This window comes from Formosa undariae (genome assembly GCF_042427615.1).
Taxonomy (GTDB): domain Bacteria; phylum Bacteroidota; class Bacteroidia; order Flavobacteriales; family Flavobacteriaceae; genus Formosa; species Formosa undariae.
In genome coordinates, this window is the sequence record NZ_JBHMEZ010000011.1 from 25475 (window position 1) to 43108 (window position 17634).

Consider the following 17634-nt stretch of genomic DNA (forward strand, 5'->3'; position numbering starts at 1 on the left):
TTACTTCTCCAATTTTAGCTGAATACGCTTTCTCTTAACATCTACTTCTAATACTTTTACTGTAATGTGTTGGTGCAAACTCACATGCTCGTTCACATCTTTTACAAAACTATCCGATAAATTAGACACGTGTATGAGTCCACTTTCTTTGATTCCGATATCTACAAAACATCCGAAATTAGTAATGTTATTTACAATTCCCGGTAATACCTGTCCTTCATTAACATCGTTAATGGTTTTTATATCTTGATTAAAAGCAAAAGCTTTGGCCTGTTGCCTGATGTCTAAACCTGGTTTTTCTAATTCTTTTATAATATCCTGAAGTGTTGGCAATCCTACTGAATCTGAACAATACGATTTAAGATTTATATTTTGAAGTACTGCCGAATTACCAATTAATTCTGAAATACTTTTACCAGCATCTTTGGCTATTTTTTGAACAATAGCGTAACGTTCCGGATGCACAGCCGAATCGTCTAACGGGTTTTTAGCCTTTTTAATACGTAAGAACCCTGCACCTTGTTCAAATGCTTTTTCTCCCAAACGCGGTACTTTTTTTATAGATGCTCGAGTTGCAAATGCACCATTTTCAGTTCTGTAATTTACTATGTTTTCGGCTAATTTTGGTCCGATTCCCGACACATAACTTAATAATGAGGTACTTGCCGTATTGACGTTTACTCCTACGGCGTTTACACAATTCTCAACGACAACATCTAATTGTTTCTGAAGTTTACTTTGATCGACATCATGCTGATACTGTCCAACACCAATAGATTTGGCATCAATTTTAACCAGTTCTGCTAGCGGATCTTGTAATCGACGACCAATAGAGACTGAGCCTCTAACAGTAACATCGTAATTAGGAAATTCGTCTCGCGCTATTTTTGAGGCTGAATAAATAGATGCGCCAGCTTCACTCACTACAAAAATCTGAATATCAGTTTTAAATTCAATACTGCGAATTAATGTTTCTGTTTCTCTTGAAGCGGTTCCGTTTCCAATGGCAATGGCTTCAATATTATAGGTTTCAACCAGTGCACTTATTCTTCTTATCGCTCCCGCACTATCATTTTTGGGTTGATGCGGATAAATATTTTCGTTGTGTTTTAAATCGCCTTGGGCATCTAAACATACAATTTTACAACCTGATCTAAACCCGGGGTCGATTGCTAAGATGCGTTTTTGTCCTAAAGGCGAACCTAAAAGTAACTGTTTTAAGTTTTTTGCGAATACATGTATTGCGCCTTCATCGGCTTTGTCTTTTGCTATTTGTAAAGCTTCATTCGTTAATGCCGGAAGCAGTAAACGTTTGTAAGCATCTTGGATGGCTAAAGAAATCTGATCGGCGCATGCATTTCTGGATTTAATGATGCGATCTTCTATTTTTGCTAGAATATGGTCATTATCCACTTCAATTTTTACACGAATAAATCCTTCTTTTTCAGCTCTAAGAATGGCTAATAATCGGTGTGATGGAATACGATTTAATGCTTCAGTCCAATCGAAATAATCTTTAAACTTTTGAGCCTTTTCATCATCTGCCTTCGTTTTTACAACCTTCGTTGAAATGGTCGCATGACGTTCTAATTGAAAACGGATGTTATTTCTAACATCTGTACGTTCGTTTATCCATTCTGAAATAATATGACGTGCACCTTCCAGAGCATTATCTACTGAAGACACATCACCTTTTACATATTTAAAAGCAATCGCTTCTAAGTCGTTCGCATTCTGACTCATTATAATCTTCGCCAAAGGTTCTAAACCTAACTGACGCGCCTTTTCAGCCTTCGTCTTTCTACTCTTTTTAAAAGGTAGATATAAATCTTCTAATGTTGTTAAATTGATTGTCGTTTCAATCTTTTTCTGAAGTTCAGGAGTTAAAACGTCTTGCTCTTCAAGTGCTTTTAAAATGGTAGCTTTTCGCTTTTCTAAAGCTTCAAAAATATCTTTGTGTTTTACAATATCTGCAATCTGAACTTCATCTAAATGACCTGTTAATTCCTTTCTATAGCGAGAAATGAATGGAATGGTACAGTCTTCATTTAATAAATTTAAAGTGTTTTTAACACCTTGTTCAGGTAGCTGAGTTTGGGAAATAATATATTGTAAAATAGTCATAAATTGATTTTGAAAAGGACTGTAAATATAAGGATGTTCGTCAGAAAAAAGGAATCATAAATGTATAATTAATCATGTTATTAACGTGTTGTTTTTCTTTGTTATTTCGAAAGGGTAGTGCGTCAAGCAGTGAATAAAAGTAGAGTTAAAAAACGGGTATTAGAAAATGTCGATTGGGAATTTAAGCGAAAACGCAACGCTTAAAAACTGAAATACGGAGAAATTAAAAAACATTTTTACCTATGTGGATTTTTAGAAAATCAATTGAATTATCATTTATATTTGATTTAGTATAACACGTTAACTAATTTAAATTAATAATAAATACTATTGGGTGCGCTATGAAATATAAATTTCAATTACCTGACTTTCGAGATTCTAACTTCGAAATTGAAACATCAATTTGGACGGGTAAATCTAAATTATTCAAAGATGATGTTCAGATTGAACAATCAAAAGAAAAAGGGAGACCGTTTCTTATACCAAACGGAACGAATGACTTGGTTAAAGCCTTCCCGAAGCCATCATTTCCTGACTTTATTCCAACATTAGAAATTAATGGTGTTAAAAATCTAATAGCAGATAAACTCAAATGGTATCAATATGTTTTAGGAGGACTTCCTATTTTATTAATATTTGTGGGAGGTTTAGTTGGTGGAGTTCTTGGGGCTTTGGCTGCAATTACTAATTTTAATATTTTTAGACAAGAAGGAACGGAAGCTTCAAAATACTTGAAGGTTATAGGAATATCCATAATGACCTTTATACTTTATTTTGTTCTTGTAACATTGATTACGGAATTGATAAACTAAGTGAAATTGCGTAACGACAATAACGAAAAAATCACTTCGGCATGAAGCTAGAATTAAATAATATGTTTCTTGATGAGGTTGATTTGGGTATAAAAAGTCTCATTTTATAAAGCCAACTTGATAGAAATTAAAAGACCTCTCAAACTTTAATTTGAGAGGTCTTTTAAAATATATTTTAAGATGAAAAAAGAAGTTAGTTTACAAAGTAGTCCACTTCAAATTTTGCCATAGTCGCCATGCGACCTTTATTTAAGTTTAAAACACCATTTACTAGCGTGTAATTGTCTGCAACTTCTAGAACCTGCATAAATTCGTTTTCAATAGTCATATTCTGACAAGCCATCATGGTATGCATGATTTTAGAAAACGCAATGCGATTACCTTCTAAAAGCTTGTATTCTCCACCAAAACCATTACAACTGCTGTTTCCGCTAACACGATTGTCATCGGAACTTAATATTAAAAACGGTTGCTTCTGAGAATTTTCCACAGCTTTGCCTCTAAGTTCAACCAATTTCCATGGTGTATCTTTTAAGGCGTCTACGCTTTGTTGTTTTAAAATGTATTTGTCGGCTAAATCTCCTGTAATTTTCTTTCCGCTTGAGTCTAAACGCGCAAGGATATGTTCACCAACAAAATAATTATATGTTACGTCTGATTTTAAAGTCACCGTATTCCCTGCTTTATTCCATGTAAATGCACCATTTTCGGTGTGTACATCTGTCGATTTTCCTAAATACTGCGTTTTCTTAGTAAAGGTTAAATCGTTGTTTAAGGTAATTACGGTTTTAATGCCTTCGCAATCTGCACATGGAATTGTACCCACATAAATACCATTCCAATCTAAACTAGTCATACTATTATCTTTGTTAGCTGTTGAAGCTTCTTTATTGCTTTTACAACTTACAATCATAACAGCAATCATTAAAAAGGGTAGCACGTTCTTTATCATAATATTCTAGTTTAGATGAAGGTTTTTTGAGAGAATTCTAACTAATCTGTAATCCGTTAGTCACTCCCTTTTCATCTGGATTTACAAACACAAGTTTGCCTTCAGCAGTTTCTGTCATTAAAATCATACCTTCACTATCTACGCCACGTAACGCTCTTGGTGCTAAATTTACCAATACAGTTACGCGTTTTCCTACAATTTCTTCTGGTGTAAAACTTTCTGCAATTCCAGAAACGATTGTACGCACATCGATACCAGTATCAACTTTTAAAACCAATAGTTTTTTTGCTTTAGGCATTTTCTCTGCTTCTAAAATCGTGCCAACACGCAAGTCTAATTTAGAGAAATCGTCGAATGTAATCGTATCTTTTTGAGGCTCAACAACTTTGTTTGCAGCTTCGTTTGCTTTCTTACTAGCAATTAATTTATCTAATTGTTTCTGAATTGTTTCATCTTCAATTTTTGAAAACAATAACTCTCCTTTTTCAATTTGGTGTCCTGCAGGAAGTAAAACATCTTTTGTTGAAATGCTTTCCCAACTATTTTCGTCAGCAAGATTTAAAATACCTTTTAATTTTACTGAAGTAAATGGTAAAAAGGGTTCGCAAAGCGTGGCTAATGCTGAAGAAATTTGAAGCGCAACAAACATAATAGTTTGTGTACGAGCTTCATCAACTTTTATCATTTTCCAAGGCTCTTCATCGGCTAAATATTTGTTTCCTAGTCGTGCTAAATTCATTAATTCCTGACTTCCTTCACGGAATCTGTAACGTTCTATAGAACTTGAGATTACAGATGGATATGCTTTTAAAGCGGCTAATGTTTCTTCATCTACTTGAGAGAACTCACTTGGAGTAGGAACAATGCCGTTATAATATTTATTGGTTAATACGACAACACGGTTAATTAAGTTTCCGAAGATCGCAACCAATTCGTTGTTGTTTCTTGCTTGGAAATCCTTCCATGTAAAGTCATTATCTTTTGTTTCTGGTGCATTCGCTGTTAACGCATAACGCAGCACATCTTGCTGATTTGGAAAATCTTCTAAATATTCTGGTAACCAAACGGCCCAGTTTTTAGAGGTCGATAATTTATTTCCTTCTAAGTTTAAAAATTCGTTAGCAGGAACATTTTCTGGTAAAATATAAGAGCCTTCAGCTCTTAACATCGCAGGGAAAATAATACAGTGAAAAACAATATTATCCTTACCAATAAAATGCACTAAAGTGGTGTCTTTATCTTTCCAATATGGTTCCCAGTCTTTTCCTTCTCGAGCCGCCCATTCTTTGGTAGACGAGATGTATCCAATAGGAGCATCAAACCAAACGTAAAGTACTTTTCCGTCGGCACCTTCTACAGGAACAGGAATTCCCCAATCTAAATCACGAGTTACGGCACGCGGACGTAAACCATCGTCGATCCAAGATTTTACTTGACCGTAAACATTAGGTTTCCAGTCTTTTTTATGGCCTTTTAAAATCCATTCTCTTAAGAAATCTTCGTGCTTATCTAAAGGTAAAAACCAGTGTTTTGTTTGTTTTAAAGTCGGCACGTTTCCTGTGATTGCAGATTTAGGATTAATTAAATCTGTAGCATTTAAGCTACTTCCGCATTTTTCACATTGATCGCCATAAGCTTCTTCATAATTACATTTCGGGCAAGTCCCAACAACAAAACGATCTGCTAAAAACTGATTTGCTTCTTCGTCGTATAACTGCTCTGTCGTTTCTTCGGTAAATTCCCCTTTATCATATAAGGTGGTGAAAAACTCTGAAGCTGTATCATGATGAATTTTAGCTGAAGTTCTTGAGTAATTATCGAAAGACACACCAAAATCTTCAAACGATGTTTTTATAATCGCGTGATACTTATCTACAATATCTTGAGGTGTAACACCTTCTTTTTTCGCTTTAATAGTTATTGGAACTCCATGTTCGTCGCTTCCGCAAATAAATAGAACATCGTTTCCTGTAAGGCGTAAATATCGGGCATAAATATCGGCAGGTACGTAAACACCGGCTAAATGTCCAATGTGTATTGGACCGTTGGTGTATGGTAACGCTGCTGTAATGGTATATCTTTTAGACATGTCTCGTTTCTGTTTTAAAGGCACAAAAGTACGCAATTCATTAACCATTTAGAAAAAAAATGTACATTTACAAAAAGCACATTTTATGTCCTCTAATCGAATATATTTACCCCTATTTTTTATTGTTTTTAGTTTAAATATTAGTACCACAATGGCACAATACTCTGTAGACCAGTCTTTCGTTAATCAACAAAAAACATATATCCAACCTCCGTTTTTAAAAGCTGGAGATACCGTTGCTATTTTAGCGCCTTCTGGCGTGTTAAAAAATAGATATGATGAAGTTAATCGCGCTAAGGATTTATTAGAAAGTTGGGGGTTACATGCTGTTGTTGGCGAACATGTATTTGCTCAAAACGGACATTTTGCAGGAACAGATAAACAACGCGCTTCCGATTTTCAGAAGGCGCTAGACGATCCCAAAATAAAAGCAATTTGGTGTGCTAGAGGCGGATATGGAACAGTTAGAATGATAGATTTATTAGATTACTCTAAGTTTAAACTACAACCGAAATGGGTGATAGGGTATTCGGACATTACAGCCATTCATAATCAGATTCATAATTTAGGATACGAATCTATGCATGCGATGATGTGTGTGAGTTTACCTCAAAATTTAGCCGATATTCCTGAAACCATTTCAACCTTTAAGAGTGCCATTTTTGGAAAGGATTTGTCTTACACTTTAAAAGGATCAAGTTATAACAAAACAGGGATGGTTACAGCTCCTATTGCTGGTGGAAATTTAACGCTGTTGCATACCATGTTAGGTTCGGAAACCAGTTTGGATACGTCGGGAGAGATTCTTTTTATTGAAGAAATCGGAGAATATGCCTATCATATAGATCGTATGTTACAAAGTTTAAAACGTGCCGGATATTTTGAAAACTGTAAAGGTATTTTGGTTGGTGATATGAGTAGAGTTAGAAGAAACACCACAGATTTTGGAAGAACGATCGATGAGATTATTCTTGATATCGTTGCCGAATATGATTTTCCTGTGGCTTTTAATATGCCTGCAGGTCACGAAAAAGATAATCGCGCCATGATTCTTGGTGCAACAGTCACTTTAAAAGTAGAGAAAGGCGAGTCTACTGTGATTTTTCATGATTAGGACTCTCAAAATGAAGTAATCAATACAATTTCTTCTGATAATAATAGAACGTAGTGCTTCCCAAAGCATATAATCCAACGTCTACCCAATCTGCAGTATATCTCGGATTTGATTTTGGTAACCACCATTCAAAAAGTAACGCGTAAAATAGTGTCAATAAAACAATAGGCAGTAGCGTTAAATATAAGTTTTGGTCAGCTTTAATTAGTCTTACGCCAATTAAGCAGAACGATAATACAATGGGCATGCATAAGGCATCGTTTACATAATATGTAATCCAGTTTGGGAGTTGTAAATTGAAGATACTCGACAAGTAAATGAAACCCGCTAGAGCTAAACAAATTAAAAACACAGGATGTTTTAAAATTTTCATGCCGCCAAGAAGGTAAACAACCAAGCAAAAAAGGCGCCAATTGCCATAACTACTATAACTATTGAATTCATTATATGAGCTCCAATTCTCACTATTGGGTTGTTACTGTTTTTACTAGATTCAATCCAAGAAGGAGATGTTTTTTCTTTTGTTTCCTCGCGTTCTATGCGTTTCTTTTTCTGCTCTTCATGAGCTAATTCTCGTCTTTTTTTATAAGAAAGAAGGGTGCCACAGTTCGAACAATGATCTGCATTCGTGTTGAATAAACCACAATTAGGACATTTTATTTGAACTGTACCACCCATAAATTTATCTTGTTTTATGCCTTTTACTTATTTCATTTAAATTGTAATGTAATATAAAAAAAGTATCAAGATCGTATTAACGTAAACGCATTTTATAAGGTCTCTTTTAACCATTTAAAAAACTCATGTTGCCAAACTAAAGCGTTTTGAGGCTGTAACACCCAGTGATTTTCGTCAGGTAAATATAATAATTTACTTTTTATGTCTCTTAATTGAGCCGCTTGAAATGCTGCTAAACCTTGCTCGATAGGCACACGGTAATCTTTACCACCTTGGATAATTAAAATCGGTGTGTCCCATTTATCGACCTTCGTTATGGGGTTAAATTCATTAAATGCTTTTTGAGCTGTGGCATTAGATTTGTCCCAATAGTTACCGCCAAAATCATGATTTACAAAGAATAATTCTTCTGTTGTTCCGGCCATAGATCTCGTGTCGAAAACACCATCGTGAGCAATAAAAGATTTAAATCGCTTATTGTGAATCCCTGCTAGATAAAACACAGAATAACCACCATAACTCGCGCCAATGGCACCCAATCTGTCATTGTCTACGTAAGATTCTTTAGCGACATCGTCTATTGCAGAAAGGTAATCGTCCATCACTTGTCCGCCCCAGTCCTTACTTATCGCTTCATTCCATTCTACACCGTATCCAGGCATTCCTCTTCGGTTTGGTGCTACAATAATATAGCCTTGAGAGGCCATTAATTGAAAATTCCAACGGTAAGAGTAAAATTGAGATAAAGCAGATTGTGGTCCACCTTGAGCATATAATAAGGTTGGGTACTTTTTAGTTGCATCGAAATTAGGTGGTAAAATGACCCACACTAACATTTGTTTATTATCGGTAGTTGTAACATAGCGCTTTTCAACTTTAGGTAAATCTAATTTGTTATAGAAGTCGTCGTTTACAGTAGATAATTGTTTAAACGAGGCATCTTTCAATCGAAAAGAGAAAATTTCACTTGCGTGATTCATATCCCCGCGAGTCAGGATAAGAGTGTCGTCTAGTTCTGCAACAATACCTTGAACATCAAATTGCCCTTTAGATAATTGTTTTACTACAGGAGCAATTCGTTTTTTCCCGGGATAGTTCACCGAAAATAATTGAATGGTTCCATCTACAGCTGCAGTGAAATAGATTTTCGATCCGTCTTTACTCCATGTAAAACTGTTTACTGTGCCGTCCCATTGTTGTGTTAAGTTTTGTTTGATACCGTTTTCAAGAACAATTATATCATTTTTGTCACTTTCGTAACCATCAGTTTTCATTTGTAACCAACCTAAAACACCTGTTTTAGAAAAGGCAGGAGAGGTGTCGTAACCTTTGTTTCCTTCAGTAATATTTGTAGTGGTTTTAGTCGCAATATCGTATTTGTAAATGTCGGTATTGGTACTTGTAGCGTACGCTTTTCCTTTTAGTTTTTTGCTTACATAATAAATACTCTTACTGTCTGGAGACCAAATGTAATCTTCGTCACCACCAAATGGTCGCTGTGGTGAGTAGTATGGTTCTTCCGGCATTATATCTGTTGCAGTCTCATCTTCGGCATTTGCCTTTTTATAAAACACATGTTCGTAAGACCCGTCGCTCCAAGTATCCCAGTGGCGATTATCTAGTTCTGTAAATACATAAGCATTCGCTTTGTCTAGATTTTTATAGATGTCGTTTGCTTTTACATCTGTTAAATGCACCGATTTATGAAACACTTTTAAAGCGGCATCCGGCGATATGTTTTTGTCTGAAACAGCCACATCTTCCTTTTCAATTTTTATTGCAGTTCCGCCATCAATTGGCATCTTAAAATACGTGGTGTCGAAATCATTATTTTCAATATTCGGAATTTTAATACTATAAAATATCTGAGAAGCGTCTTCAGATATCCCCATTACTCCAATGCGTTTTACACTCCAAAGCAATTCAGGGTTCATTACTTGTTGTGCGTTTGATATATTACTTGCAATCAAGACTGTTAAGATTAAGATTAATTTTTTCATTTTTTTGCTTGTTAACTCTTCCAAAGATACTGATTTGGGGTTGTTTCGTTTATTAAAATTGTTATAAAATGTATGAGAGAGTGTTGTGGTTTTATGAGTTAGGAGATGAGGTTGAGATCCCTAGAAATAGAGATAGGAATTTTTTTAAAATGGATTAATCATTAACTTGTAATTCGTTTTGTTTTAGAAGATTATGGCGGATCACAATAAATTAGGGAAATTAGGAGAAGAAGAAGCAGTGCATTTTCTGTTGAAAAATGGCTATCAGATCATAGAGCGTAATTATCGGTATCAAAGAGCTGAGGTCGATATTTTGGCAAAGAAAGGTGATGTGTTGGCCGTTGTAGAAGTGAAAACACGTTCTAGTACAGATTTTGGGAATCCTCAAGATTTTGTGAAACCAAAACAAATTCAGCGGTTAGTCACTGCGGTGGATGCTTATGTGACGTCTAATAATTTAGATGTAGAAGTTCGTTTTGATATTATCGCCATTGTAAGTTCAAAAAAAGGATTGGAATTAGAACATTTAGAAGATGCTTTTTATCATTTTTGAATCCTTTCAACATTAATAAATTTCAATGAAATTCACTACATTGTTACCCTTATTAATATTAAACTAGAATTATGAAACTTGTTGTATTAGATGGATATACTCTGAATCCAGGAGATTTAAGTTGGGATGCTTTAAATAATCTTGCGGCTGTTACGCTTTACGATCGGACAGCTTTAGATAACGAAGCGATAGTGGCTACTATTGGAGATGCCGTAGCCGTTATTACAAATAAAGTGCCTTTGCAGCAAGCTGTACTTAAACAATTACCTCATTTAAAATATATAGGTGTAACCGCAACAGGGTTTAATATTATAGATATCGAAACGGCTAAAAAACAAGATGTGGTAGTTACTAATGTTCCGGCGTACAGCACGGCTTCGGTGGCGCAGTTAACTATGGCGTTGTTGTTAGAACTTTGTCATCATGTTGGCGATCATAATCTAGCAGTACACTCTGGGCAGTGGGAGAACTCTAAAGATTTTAGCTTTTGGAATAGTCCGCTTATTGAGTTGGAAGGAAAAACCATAGGGATTATTGGATTCGGACAAATTGGAAAAGCAACTGCTGCTTTAGCACAAGCTTTTGGTTTAAATGTTCTGATTTTTAATAGAACGGTGTATTCTGAATATGAAACGGAAACATGTCGATTTGTAGAATTAGATGAATTATTGAAAACTTCAGATGTTATTAGTTTGCATTGTCCGATGACCGATGATACTGCAGGAATTATTAATTCGGAAACGATTTCTAAAATGAAGTCGAGTGCATTCATCATTAATACGTCGCGTGGCGGATTAGTTGTTGAAGCCGATTTAGCCGAAGCTTTAAATTCTGGTAAAATTGCAGCTGCAGCAGTAGATGTGGTTTCGGAAGAGCCTATTGTATCAGATAATCCGTTGTTAGGAGCTAAAAACTGTATTATTACGCCGCATATTGCATGGGCGCCGCTAGAAGCAAGAAGTCGATGTATGCAAATTGCAGTACAGAATTTTAAAATGTTTTTAGAAGGCGAAACTCAAAATGTGGTGTCTTAAAAATTCAATTCAAGTTTTATTTTAACATTATTACCGATTTTATGTGTTTCGTATTGGGTGAAATAATTATTAAAAAATAAAGAAATGTATGTTTTTATACTCTTTTATTCCTTTTTTCATAAAAGTTGTGAAATAAGACAAGCTGTAGTATAAGTGTGCACACTTAAAACGTGTTGTTTTAATTGTTTTTTAGTTGATTTAAAGTGGATTTAAAACACAGACGGATTAATTAGAATGTTAAAATAATTCTAGAATCAGTTTTCTATCACGTGGTAATTTCAACGTTTAGATTTGTGTTTTTCTGATTTTATATTTACTAAAAATTAAGTAACATATTATGATAAATAAGCTTATTCTATTAATAGCAGTTGTGTTGTTTCACAATTATTCTTTTGGACAATCAGGATATCAGTTTCCTGAAAATTATACCATTTTAAATATCGAGCCAGCTAAAACCGACTCAAGAATTAAAGAAGCAAATACACCTCATTTAGTGGTTTATAATCAACAGGCCAAGCAGGGTAAACTTTTGTTGTTTTTACCAGGAACAGGAGGGATTGCTGCTAAAGGGCCTAAGGCTTTATTTTCTGTAGCTGTTAGTCAGGGATATCAAGTTATTAATCTGTCTTATATAAATACACCTGCAGTTGCTCAGATATGTAGAGGTGAAGTTTTGGAAAAAAATTCTAAATGCACAAGTCAATTTAGAACGATGCGTATTTACGGTAATAATAATTTTTCACTTATTGATGATCAAGAACATGATGCTATCGTTAATAGATTAACTAAATTATTAACTTATCTCGCCGAAAATGATACGAAAGGAAATTGGGGTTCTTATCTTGAAAATGGAGAACCAAAATGGAGTGAAATTGCTGTTTCGGGACAGTCTCAAGGTGGCGGAATGGCTGCTTTTATAGCAAAAGAGCATCTAGTCGCTAGAGTTATCGATTTTTCAGGAGGATGGGATTATTCTAGAAAAAAGGAAATAGCTGGATGGTATTTTAACAAAAGTGTTACACCTTCTAATTTATGGTATGGGACATATCATGTTACCGAGCCTGCTGCTAAAGTAATCGAGGCATCTTATGTTGCAATGGGTATACCTAAAGATCATATTTATCCATTTGATCTTCCTGTTCCAAAAGGGAAAAAAGGACATTCTAATGGGGTAAGAAATATAGGTTACGCAGATCAATGGATAGCGTTATTAGGGAAAGGAAATTAAAGTGGTGTAATTAATTAGTTAATCTCATAAAAAGACCTAATAATTATATTTTTATAAAAAAAAGTGTGTTGCAAAGTAATTACTTTTACTCTGTAACACACTTTTTTTTATTAAGTACCGGAGTTATTATATAAATGAAAAGCAGATATATTATTATATTATTTTTTTTAGTTTTTTCTTCAGTATATGGAGCGCAACAATCGCAAAAACCAGACTATCAATATTTGAAAAAAAAGGGAAATTCTTTAATTGAAGAAGGACTTCTTGAAGAGGCATTGCTTCTAAATTTTGATATGGTTGAAAGTGCCAAAAAAAATAATGATACTTATATTGTATCCTTTGGGTATGTTCGTATGGCTAATATCTTGTGTGCTATTGGGGAACATTCAGAAAGTTTAAGATATTTAGATTTAGCAGATGGACTAATAGATAAGAATAAAGACTTTGATTTGAGAATAAAGCTTTTGTCTAATTATGCAAGAAATTATGCTGCGTTAAAGATCAGTAATAAATCTATTGAATATTACAACAAGAGTATTGAACTCTGTAAGACACTACCTTCTGAATATCATTATTTTTTACCTTCTTTGTATATTAATAAAGGAGATGCCTTTCTAAATACTCCATATAAATTAGACTCCACTTTAGTCTACATTCACAAATCCATTAAAATTAGGGAAAATGCATTTAAGTATGCTGTTGTCGCTAATTATTATTTAAAAGAAGATAGGAATATAGATTCTGCAAGGACTTACTTAAATAAGAGTAAAAAGTTAATAGAGGTTAATGATCTTAGAGTATATCATAAATCTATAGTATTACAAGCGGAAGCTAATTATAACAAAGCCATAGGGAATTATCTAGAGGCTATAAGCTTGTATGAAGAATCTGTTGTTATTTCTAAAAGTATTAAGCGATTAAAAAATGTCAAACTAGTTTATAAATTAATTTCACAAGCCTATTCTCAATTACAAGATGAAGATCGCTCTCATGAGTATTTGCTTAAGTATGTAAATCTAACGGATAGTTTGAATACACGTTATAATGAAAATATTGGAGGAGTTATTAGTGATTTTTTAACAGAACAAGAAAGTGGTTATAAAAAGCAAGAAAAGAAATACAGTGCTCTTATTGTAACTGTTGTTTTCTTATTTGTTGGGTGTATAATTGTAATAATCTATTATTATAGAAAAAAGAAATCTATAATAATTGAAGAAAAAGAAGAACTAATAAATCAAAAGGAACTTGAAAGCGTAAAATTAAAGCAACAATTAAATGAAGCTTTCGAAGAGGTTGTTAATCTGGCTAAAGCTAACGACCCTTCTTTTCTTATCCGTTTTCAAGAAGTTTATCCTACGGTTTGTGAAAATTTATTAAAGGTTAATCCTAAATTGGTAAATACAGAGCTAATATTTTGTGCCATGATTTGGCTTAATTTTTCTTCAAAAGATATTGCAAGCTTTACACATATTCAGCCCAGAACTGTACAAACCAAAAAGTACCGTTTACGTAAAAAACTTAATATCCCTGAAGATGAAAATATATATGTTTGGATAAAGAGAATTTAATTCAATGTCTTTAATATATCTATTTGTTTTTTGATTTTTATGTTATGTTTTAACATTTATGTTGATTTATGTCTTGTCATATTTAACAGTTTACGTATGTAAAAACAAATAAATTAATGATTTGCTCTCGTTTTATTCTTTTTCTCACAAAACGTCACTGTTATTACCTGCTGTAGTATAAGTGTACACCTTCAAAACCCTTGTCTTTGTTGGTTTTTTAGTTGTTTTATATCTCATTTGTTAATGTTCTCTTAAATATTATCTAACCAAAAGTTAAGATGTGTTAGAGGCATTAAGTAGATGATTTATAATTAAAACAACGGTGTATGAAAACAAAAATCTTCAAATTATTAATCTTTATTATTACCATTCAATTCGGGACTATTCAGAATATGTATTCGCAAGAAAACGATATTACTGGTAAGGTAACAGACGAATCGAAAATTCCTGCTGTAGGAGTAACTGTTATGATAAAAGGTACCCGAACAGGAGTGCAAACAGATTTTGATGGTGCCTACTCTATTAAAGCAAATCAAGGACAAGTATTAGTGTTTTCTTATTTAGGTATGGGAGCAGTAGAAAAAACAATTGGTACGTCTAAAAAAATAGACGTTATCTTGTACGAAGATGCCGAAACCTTAAATGAAGTTGTAGTAACTGCAATGGGGATAGAGCGTGCTGAAAGAACATTAGGATATGCTGTTAGTACAGTAAAATCTGAAGATTTTGAAGAAGCAAGAGAAACCGATGTACTTCAGGCATTACAAGGTAAGGTATCTGGTGTTCAAATTACCGGTGGAGGCGGAGGCGTGGGGACGTCTACAAAGATAACAGTAAGGGGTCTTACTCGTATATTTGGAGATAATAACCCGTTATGGGTAATTGATGGGGTTCCTATATCTGATAATAATAGTTCTGACGGTGGTATATCTGGAGGTGCAAATTATGGAAACAGAGCCCAAGATATTAATCCAGATGATATTGAAACGCTAACCGTGCTTAAAGGGGCATCGGCTGCGGCTTTATATGGTTCACGAGCATCTAATGGTGTTATTGTGGTAACGACTAAAAAAGGGAAAGGAAAGGGTGCGACCATTACTTATAGCTCAACAATGCGTTTTGATACACCTTTACGACTTCCAGATTTTCAAAACAGCTACGGTCCAGGTAGTTTAGGAGTTTATAGTGAGGCTGATGGCGATAATATACAAGACGCTTCTAAAGGTTGGGGACCTGCAATTTCTAGCGGAACACCATACACAGATTATGCTGGCAATTCGCAAACCTTTACATCGAATCCAGATCTTCAAAAAGATTTTTATGATTTAGGTTCAACTAAGGTAAATAGTTTTTCAATTTCAGGAACTTCAAACGAAGGAAAAAATAATTATAGAGTTAGTACTTCTCATAGTTCAAATGAAGGGATTTTACCTGGATCATCTCTAGATAGATTGAATTTAGGACTTAAAGCAGGTTCTGAATTGTCTGATAAATTGAGTTCTGAATTCAGCGTAAATTATATTAATACAGGTATAGATGGTGCAGTGGCAACAGGAGCAAATGACCCTAATGTATTAACAAGTATTATAAATACTTTACCAAGAGTTACAAATATAGATGTTTTTAAACCATGGGTAGCCGATGATGGCGTAACACAGCTGTCTCCTGTTGATGCCGATGGAACCAATAACCCGTATTGGATTGTTAATGAAAATCAAAGAACAGCTGATACCGAACGATTTTTCGGGAATGTTGCTCTTACTTATAGTCCTGTAAAACATTTTTCTATGTTAGGAAGAGTGGGGTACGATACCTACAATACTAAATATTTTAGAAATAATCATAAAGGAACTATAGGACTTCTTGAAGGTAATTACAGACAATCTACTACGAGTAGAAATGAAATAACTATAGATTATTTAGCAACCTATGATAATTCTTTTGAAGATTTTGATGTTACCTTAAGAGGTGGGGTGCAATGGAATCAAAGAACAACTGATATTATTGGTAACACCGGCGAAACGCTTACCATCCCTGAACTTTTTGCTCCAGGTAATGTAGAAAGTAATGTTCCTTTTAACAATTATTCTCAAACACGTGTTTTTGGAGCTTTTGGAGATTTTACAATGACTTATAAAAAATGGCTTAGTTTAAATTTAACCGCTAGAAACGATTGGTCTTCGACGTTGCCAGAAGGTGCTAATAGTTATTTCTATCCATCTGTAGCGTTAAGTTTTGTTTTTTCTGATGCCTTTAATATTGACAGTAATATTTTTAGTTATGGTAAATTAAGAGCAAACTGGGCTAACGTAGGTAGTGATACAAGCGCATATCAATTAGATTATTTGTATTATCCTCAATCAAGTTGGTATGGACAATTTAGTACAACTGGAACATTTCCTTTTGGTGGTCAGCTTGCTTTTTCTGGTCCAAACTCCCTGCCAAATGCAAATTTAAAACCAGAAAATCAATTAAGTAAAGAAATTGGTATTGAATTGGGGTTTTTTAAAAACAGATTTACAGTAGATGCAACGTATTATAAGACTAATACTACTGATCAAATTATAGCATTATCTACGTCGCCTTCTACAGGGTATAGTTCTGCTTGGACTAATTTAGGAGAAATATCAAACACAGGTTTTGAATTGGAATTGGGAATAAAATTAATTAGATATAAAGGATTTAAATGGGACTTAAATTACAATTTCACAACCAATGAAACCATTATTGAAGATTTAGGGGATTTAGGTATATATACTATGGCAAGTACTTATAATGGTTTAACTGTAGCTGCCGGAGAAGGAGAAAGTATAGGTCTATATGGAAATAGATTTGCTAGAGCTGTAGATGAAAACGGAAATACGATAGAAGATCAGATATTAGTAGGAAGTACGGGTTTACGTTATGAAGGTAATACAGAGCGCTTAGGAAATATAATGCCAGACTTTACTATGGGGCTTACTTCTGTATTTAGTTATAAAGGTTGGAGACTATCCACAACTTTTGATTGGAAAGAAGGAGGCGTTTTATATTCTCAAACCGTATCTAACTTAAGAACTAGTGGTTTGGCTGCAGAAACAGCTGTAGATAGAGAAACTCTTTTTGTAGATCCAAATACCTTTGTCGATAATGGAGATGGTACGTATTCTGAAAACACAATACCAATACCAAGTGTACAATCTTATTGGTCTAATTATTCAGCCGCTAGGATTCATGAAAGTAACACGTTTGACGCCACTTATATAAAATGGAGAGAGTTAGCTTTGTCTTATTCATTGAATAAGGAACAGTTAAAAAAGACACCTTTTAGTAATTTAAGATTTAGTCTGCAAGGACGAAATATAGCCATTTTTAACACCAGTATTCCTCATATCGATCCAGAAACAAATTTGTTTGGTTCAAGTAGTAATGGAGGAGGTATTGAATATAATGGTTTGCCTTCAACAAGTAGTATTGGGTTTGGTGTTAACGTTAAATTTTAA

The 17634-nt window shown here is 34.1% G+C and carries 13 protein-coding genes; 7 read left to right on the forward strand and 6 right to left on the reverse strand.

All coding sequences use genetic code 11. The annotated features are described in order from the left end of the window. Window positions 1-2124 (reverse strand): Tex family protein, encoded by a 2124-nt coding sequence (locus tag ACFFVB_RS08780; protein WP_382382348.1) that lies wholly within the window; start codon window positions 2122-2124, stop codon window positions 1-3. 341 nt (window positions 2125-2465) lie between these two features. Between ACFFVB_RS08780 and ACFFVB_RS08785 the strand changes: the two genes are divergently transcribed. Beyond that, window positions 2466-2936 (forward strand): hypothetical protein, encoded by a 471-nt coding sequence (locus tag ACFFVB_RS08785; protein ID WP_382382349.1) that lies wholly within the window; start codon window positions 2466-2468, stop codon window positions 2934-2936. Window positions 2937-3129: 193 nt separating this feature from the next. On the opposite strand, the gene ACFFVB_RS08790 is transcribed toward ACFFVB_RS08785, so the two are convergent. Then, entirely contained in the window at window positions 3130-3888 is a 759-nt protein-coding gene (locus tag ACFFVB_RS08790; protein ID WP_382382350.1) for a copper resistance protein NlpE N-terminal domain-containing protein, read from the reverse strand. Window positions 3889-3925: 37 nt separating this feature from the next. Further along, window positions 3926-6025, reverse strand: coding sequence for a methionine--tRNA ligase (metG, locus tag ACFFVB_RS08795; RefSeq protein WP_382382351.1), 2100 nt, complete (start codon window positions 6023-6025; stop codon window positions 3926-3928). 103 nt (window positions 6026-6128) lie between these two features. Between metG and ACFFVB_RS08800 the strand changes: the two genes are divergently transcribed. Continuing rightward, window positions 6129-7091, forward strand: coding sequence for a S66 peptidase family protein (locus ACFFVB_RS08800; RefSeq protein ID WP_382382352.1), 963 nt, complete (start codon window positions 6129-6131; stop codon window positions 7089-7091). A gap of 19 nt (window positions 7092-7110) precedes the next feature. Here ACFFVB_RS08800 and ACFFVB_RS08805 read toward each other — a convergent pair whose 3' ends face one another. The 3 genes from ACFFVB_RS08805 to ACFFVB_RS08815 all read right to left on the reverse strand — a co-directional run bounded on the left by ACFFVB_RS08805 (window position 7111) and on the right by ACFFVB_RS08815 (window position 9769). Then, entirely contained in the window at window positions 7111-7464 is a 354-nt protein-coding gene (locus tag ACFFVB_RS08805; RefSeq protein WP_382382353.1) for a hypothetical protein, read from the reverse strand. Further along, window positions 7461-7769 (reverse strand): hypothetical protein, encoded by a 309-nt coding sequence (locus ACFFVB_RS08810; RefSeq protein WP_382382354.1) that lies wholly within the window; start codon window positions 7767-7769, stop codon window positions 7461-7463. Before ACFFVB_RS08810 ends, ACFFVB_RS08805 begins: the two co-directional genes overlap by 4 nt. 92 nt (window positions 7770-7861) lie before the next feature. Beyond that, window positions 7862-9769, reverse strand: coding sequence for a dipeptidyl-peptidase 5 (locus ACFFVB_RS08815; RefSeq protein WP_382382355.1), 1908 nt, complete (start codon window positions 9767-9769; stop codon window positions 7862-7864). A gap of 193 nt (window positions 9770-9962) precedes the next feature. Between ACFFVB_RS08815 and ACFFVB_RS08820 the strand changes: the two genes are divergently transcribed. The 5 genes from ACFFVB_RS08820 to ACFFVB_RS08840 all read left to right on the forward strand — a co-directional run bounded on the left by ACFFVB_RS08820 (window position 9963) and on the right by ACFFVB_RS08840 (window position 17634). Beyond that, window positions 9963-10322, forward strand: a complete 360-nt coding sequence (locus tag ACFFVB_RS08820; protein WP_382382356.1) for a YraN family protein — start codon at window positions 9963-9965, stop codon at window positions 10320-10322. Window positions 10323-10393: 71 nt separating this feature from the next. Further along, window positions 10394-11356 (forward strand): D-2-hydroxyacid dehydrogenase, encoded by a 963-nt coding sequence (locus tag ACFFVB_RS08825; RefSeq protein WP_382382357.1) that lies wholly within the window; start codon window positions 10394-10396, stop codon window positions 11354-11356. 337 nt (window positions 11357-11693) lie between these two features. Then, window positions 11694-12584, forward strand: a complete 891-nt coding sequence (locus ACFFVB_RS08830) for a BPSS1187 family protein (RefSeq protein ID WP_382382358.1) — start codon at window positions 11694-11696, stop codon at window positions 12582-12584. 134 nt (window positions 12585-12718) lie between these two features. Continuing rightward, window positions 12719-14152 (forward strand): transcriptional regulator, encoded by a 1434-nt coding sequence (locus ACFFVB_RS08835; RefSeq protein ID WP_382382359.1) that lies wholly within the window; start codon window positions 12719-12721, stop codon window positions 14150-14152. A gap of 326 nt (window positions 14153-14478) precedes the next feature. Next, complete coding sequence (locus ACFFVB_RS08840; RefSeq protein ID WP_382382360.1) at window positions 14479-17634, forward strand: SusC/RagA family TonB-linked outer membrane protein; 3156 nt, start codon at window positions 14479-14481, stop codon at window positions 17632-17634.